Here is a 3,328-nt window from a genome sequence, read left to right on the forward strand (position 1 = left end):
TGTCACGCAACGGCGGGCGGCGGGAAAAACACCCCACCCCAGCCGCAACCGCGGGGAACGGGCAAACCGACCCCCAAAGGCCCTGCGCCCAGCGCAGCGTCACCGTAACCGCGGGCGGCCGGGCCGGGAAAAGCCTACGCAAGCCGCGCCCGCGGGAAATAGGCGAACCGTCAACACGGCCGCTTCCGCAGCTCCATCACGTAATCGTGCGGCGCCCCCGCCGACTCCGCCGCGTCGGCGATCTCGCCCAGGTACCGGGCGGACGGCAGCCCGCCCTCGTAGTCGTTGAGCACGAACGCCCACGCCGTCACGTCCCCGTCCAGCGTGTGGACGCGCACCATCGTGCGACGGTAGATGCCCATGGGGACGCCCTCCCACCGGTCCATCGACGACTCGTCGACCGGCGCGACGTCGTACAGGCCGACGAAGACCTCGCTGAGCGGGTCCTCGACGAGCGTTGCCAGCGCGCCCTCCCAGCCCATCTGCTCGCCGCCGAAGGTGAGGCGCCAGCCGGTGAGCCAGCCGGTGCCGCGCAGCGGTGAGTGAGGGGCGCGGCGGCTCATGAGCCGCGCGTCGAGGTTGCCGGCGTACGCGGCGTAGAGCGACATGCCCGACAGGGTACGGGAGCGTGTTGTGGCTCCCGTGAGAGCAGCGGCGGCGCTGCGCAAGGGCCGCCTGCGTGATCATTTGATGAGTGCGGGACAATGGGCACGTGACTCGGATCGTGATCATCGGTGGCGGACCCGGCGGATACGAGGCGGCGCTGGTGGCCGCCCAGCTCGGCGCGGAGGTGACCGTTGTCGACTGCGACGGTCTGGGCGGCGCCTCGGTGCTCACCGACTGCGTGCCGTCGAAGACGCTGATCGCGACCGCCGAGGTCATGACGAACTTCGACTCCTCCTACGAGGAGCTCGGCATCATCGTCGCGGACGACACCCCGCCGCTGGAACAGAGCGCCCGCGTGCACGGCGTCGACCTGGGCAAGGTCAACCGCCGCGTCAAGCGCCTCGCGCTCGCCCAGTCGCACGACATCACCGCCTCCGTGACGCGTGCGGGCGGCCGCGTGATGCGCGGGCGCGGGCGGCTGGATCCCGCGCAGTCGACGGACGGCACGCGTCGGGTGATCGTGACGGCGGCCGACGGTTCGACGGAGACGCTCACTGCCGACGCCGTGCTCATCGCCACCGGTGCCCACCCCCGTGAGATCCCGGACGCCCTGCCGGACGGCGAGCGGATCCTGAACTGGACGCAGGTCTACGACCTCGACCACACCCCGGAAGAGCTGATCGTGGTCGGCTCCGGTGTGACGGGGGCCGAGTTCGCGGGCGCCTACCAGGCGCTCGGCTCCAAGGTGACGCTCGTCTCCAGCCGTGACCGCGTGCTGCCTGGCGAGGACCCTGACGCCGCGGCCGTGCTGGAGCAGGTCTTCCGCCGCCGTGGCATGAACGTCATGGCCCGCTCGCGTGCGCAGTCGGCCAAGCGGGTCGGCGACGGGGTCGAGGTGACGCTGGCCGACGGCCGGGTGATCACGGGCACGCACTGTCTGATGGCGGTCGGTTCGATACCCAACACCGCCGGGATCGGTCTGGAGGAAGCAGGGGTGCGGCTCACCGAGTCGGGTCACATCTGGACGGACAAGGTCTCGCGCACCACCGCCCTCGGCGTCTACGCGGCGGGCGACTGCACCGGCGTCTTCGCGCTCGCCTCGGTCGCCGCGATGCAGGGCCGGATCGCGATGTACCACTTCCTCGGCGACGCGGTCGCGCCGCTCAACCTCAAGGCGGTTTCGGCGAACGTCTTCACCGACCCGGAGATCGCCACCGTCGGCTACACGCAGGCCGACGTGGACAACGGCAGGATCGACGCGCGCGTCCTCAAGCTGCCGCTGCTGCGGAACCCGCGCGCGAAGATGCAGGGCATCAGGGACGGTTTCGTCAAGATGTTCTGCCGTCCCGGCACCGGCATCGTGGTCGGTGGTGTCGTTGTCGCACCGCGCGCGAGCGAGCTCATTCACCCCATCTCGATCGCGGTCGACAACAATCTGACGGTCGAGCAGATCGCAAAGGCGTTCACCGTTTACCCGTCGCTGTCCGGTTCGATCGCGGAAGTGGCGCGTCAGCTGCACACCCGTAAGACGTGCGGCGCCCTTTAGGCGCATGCTCGTCGGGCATGCGTGACGGCGGGGTACGTATAGCACTCCTGGGACGCGAGCACGAACAACTTCTGTTAATCGGTGCAAACTGCTGATAGCAGACGGTCGTTGGGGTTACTGTCAGTTTCGTGTTCGCAGCAGAACGTCGCCAGTTGATCCTCGAAATGGTGCGAGCGAACGGAGCCGTGTCGCTCCGTGAACTCGCCCGCGTCGTCCAGACCTCCGAAGTGACCGTACGGCGTGACGTGCGGGCGCTGGAGGCCGAAGGACTGCTCGACCGCCGGCATGGCGGTGCGGTGCTGCCGGGCGGATTCACCAGGGAGTCCGGCTTTCCGCAGAAATCCCATCTAGCGACCGCCGAGAAGACGGCCATCGCCGATCTCGCGGCCGGTCTCGTCGAGGAGGGCGAGGCCATCGTCGTCGGTGCCGGGACCACCACGCAGGAGCTGGCCCGCCGGCTGGCCCGGATCCCCGGTCTCACCGTGGTCACCAACTCCCTGCTGGTGGCACAGGCGTTGGCGCACGCGAACCGGGTCGAGGTCGTGATGACCGGTGGCACGCTGCGCGGCTCCAACTACGCGCTGGTCGGCAGCGGCGCGGAGCAGTCCCTGCAGGGGCTGCGGGTCTCGCGTGCCTTCCTCTCGGGCAGTGGTCTGACCGCCGAGCGAGGCCTGTCCACGTCCAACATGCTCTCGGCGAGCGTGGACCGGGCACTGGTGCAGGCCGCTTCCGAGGTCGTCGTCCTCGCCGACCACGGCAAGCTGGGCACCGACACCATGTTCCAGACCGTCCCGTCCGACGTGATCACGCATCTGGTCACCGACGAGCCGCCGATGGGCGACGAGCGCGCGTCGACGGAGCTGCACGCGCTCGCCGACTACGGGGTGCGGATCACTGTTGCGTCACTGACGGCGGTGGACGGCGGCGGAAGCGGTGATCCGGGCGGCGGCCGCCCGCGCCGTGACGTGCCGGTGCCGGGCCCGCGCCGTCATGCCCACCCGGGCGGTACGGCGCCGCCCGGAGGACCGCTGCGCAGCGCACCCCTGGAGTCGGCGACGGGCGCCCAGGCGGGCGGCCGGGTCACCGATCTCGCCCCGCGCAGGCGGTAGCAGCAGTCCGCAAGCAGCAGTCCGCAAGCAGCAGTCCGCAAGCAGCAGTCCGCAAGCAGCAGTCCGC

Annotated in this window: 3 protein-coding genes; 2 read left to right on the plus strand and 1 reads right to left on the minus strand. The window is 70.2% G+C overall.

What is annotated here, in order from left to right:
* Positions 1-170 precede the first annotated feature (170 nt).
* Positions 171-608, minus strand: coding sequence for a gamma-glutamylcyclotransferase family protein (locus NGB36_RS32905; RefSeq protein WP_255924326.1), 438 nt, complete (start codon positions 606-608; stop codon positions 171-173).
* Between the two features lie 104 nt (positions 609-712).
* On the opposite strand from NGB36_RS32905, the gene NGB36_RS32910 reads away from it, so the two are divergent.
* Both NGB36_RS32910 and NGB36_RS32915 read left to right on the plus strand, forming a co-directional pair.
* Positions 713-2,152: an NAD(P)H-quinone dehydrogenase gene (locus NGB36_RS32910; protein WP_255924327.1), complete on the plus strand. Its 1,440-nt coding sequence runs from the start codon at positions 713-715 to the stop codon at positions 2,150-2,152.
* A gap of 164 nt (positions 2,153-2,316) precedes the next feature.
* On the plus strand, positions 2,317-3,261 hold the full coding sequence (locus tag NGB36_RS32915; RefSeq protein WP_372509590.1) for a DeoR/GlpR family DNA-binding transcription regulator: 945 nt from the start codon (positions 2,317-2,319) through the stop codon (positions 3,259-3,261).
* Positions 3,262-3,328: the final 67 nt, after the last annotated feature.

This window comes from Streptomyces humicola (genome assembly GCF_024436035.1).
GTDB lineage: Bacteria > Actinomycetota > Actinomycetes > Streptomycetales > Streptomycetaceae > Streptantibioticus_B > Streptantibioticus_B humicola.